Origin of the sequence: Rummeliibacillus sp. TYF005 (assembly GCF_003844195.1) — a bacterium.
Lineage (GTDB): Bacteria > Bacillota > Bacilli > Bacillales_A > Planococcaceae > Rummeliibacillus.
This window is the reverse complement of the sequence record NZ_ML122631.1, coordinates 1-2,181: the sequence shown is the minus strand read 5'-3', so window position 1 is coordinate 2,181 and position 2,181 is coordinate 1. Positions and strand designations below refer to the sequence as shown.

The window sequence follows — 2,181 nt, the reverse complement described above, 5'->3', positions numbered from 1 at the left end:
GAAAGCTTTAAACGGCTCTCAAACGTCTTAGAAAAGCTCTCAAGTCCTTTTGATTTCTTTTTTGAGCTCTGTATTCCATTTCAATCCCAACCCGTACACCCCCAAGGAAGATACTCTTTTTTACAGAAGAGTATAGCACGATATACTCTCATTCGAGAGTTTCGTGCTCTGCGAGGCTTTTTTGGCTCACCATGAGCCAAGTCGAAAACGTGCTAAATCGCACATTGTTTTCTCCGAGTTCAAAACCTGAAGACCTTGCCTTTTTTGAAAAAAAGGCAACCCCAAAAAACTTTCAGCTCGCCGCATGGCAGCTTCCCACATAGGAGTGGGAAGTGCGTAAAAGCCTGTAGATCATTCGCACGTGTCAACTCCTTAATGCTCAAAAAAAGACAGCCCCTACAGGGACCGTCTTTTTTCTCCGCTTACCGTTGACACTTACTCTTTATTTTTCTTCTAAATACTTAATAATTTCCGAGAATACGAAATACCCCATTCATTTTCGAATAACGTAGTTTTATAATTCACAAAATAGAAAACAATGTTACAGCAATTAAAATAACCATTTAATAAATCCCACAATATGACGTGGCAAGAAGAATATTATATCAAATAACAAATTAAAACGATTATTTCTCTTATAGTTAATATTATAATTAGAATTACTAATGATTAATCTCTCCTCTTATTTTATCTTTTAATTTTGTTCAATGAATTTTGCTTAATTATTTTATTTTCCTAATTCTCCTACCGTCAGTTTTCGAAGAATATTTTCATACTTAGAATAATGTAATAGCGATCTAGCGAACTACTTGTTTTTGTACTTCTACTCATATCAATAACACCTATCCTCTAATTTAAATAATAGTTTTGTTGTTCCCAATTCCAAAATGCCACAATAGAATAAGCTTTTTCTTCAACGTCTGAATCCTCATCATCCACTCGTACCAAATCGCCATCTTCAACGTCATCTAAATTGAACCGCTTATGTACTTCTTTCAACAAACCACCATATGCAATCATTCGCTTCCGATATAAACCTTCTTCTAAGTCTTTTACAACTTCTAAATCATTTTCTAGATTACCAGTCAAATAGTCGGCATCTTTCACCGAATATTTGGCAGTTTCTTGCACCGCTGCTTGAATCGCAGTGACCTCTTTTTTCTTGTTACGTTTTTTATTTTTTACAGCTTCAATGTGAACAACTGGCACATAATCTAACTTCATGGCTTTTTGCCAAAGACTTGTCCAATCTTCTTGTGATAAATAATTTTCAGCACCCTTAAAATATTTTGATTCTACACACAACAATACGTGCATGTGCTGATTATAGGAACCGTCTTTTTTATTGACGGTAACTTCCGTAGATCGCATGAAGCCAATCATATTTTGTTTCACTTTTTTATATAACATTAATCGGCGAAACCCTTCTGCCATTGCTTTTAAACTTTTATCCAACTCTTTACCATCAAACACATTCTTAACCGATAGGGTTAAAAAGAGCCACCTTGCTTTTGGTTTTTGACGAATCACTTCTTCTATAATTTTAGTTGTTTGTATGCTTCGTTTCATCGTTTTCCTCCAGTTGCACATCGGACATAACGGTGACTTACAAAACCATGCTTTGGCTAACTTCATGCGCCCTTCATGCGTAATATCAAACTCTAGTATTTCACCACATGTTGATACACGTTCTGCTTTTTTGAACTGCAAAATCTCTAACAACTCAAAATAACCGACATTTGCTAGCTTTTTTTCTTTCCAAGGTTGCACTTTTCCATTTGCTTTTTTATCACAAAGTACTGTTTTTTGGTCTAAATCCATGTTATCATGGGTACACATGTAAATATAAAAATCTCCTTTCAGGGGTTCCTGAAGGGTACAAAAATCCCCTATGTTATTTGATTTTGTGTGGTAACTCAATCATAACACATTTGGGATTTTTTTGTATATTTTTCTTTATACCATTAAAACCGTCTAAAAGCCTGTCATATCAAAGGTTTGTAGCACTTTTCAAAAATGACGTTATTTCTATATGTATCAAGATAAGAAAAGACTCATTTTTGCTCCGCAAAAATTCGTAAAAACCATAAAAAACTCCTGCTCAACGCAGGAGTTTTTTATCTTCCATTCCCGATTTCGATTCCTCTGTTGTCTTTCATGTCGTTCCATTTTTCGATTCCA

The 2,181-nt window shown here is 34.8% G+C and carries 1 protein-coding gene; it reads right to left on the bottom strand.

Annotation, left to right across the window (positions count from 1 at the left end; all coding sequences use genetic code 11):
- Nucleotides 1–849: 849 nt before the first annotated feature.
- Entirely contained in the window at nucleotides 850–1,839 is a 990-nt protein-coding gene (locus CW357_RS17900; RefSeq protein ID WP_124218807.1) for a protein rep, read from the bottom strand.
- Nucleotides 1,840–2,181: the final 342 nt, after the last annotated feature.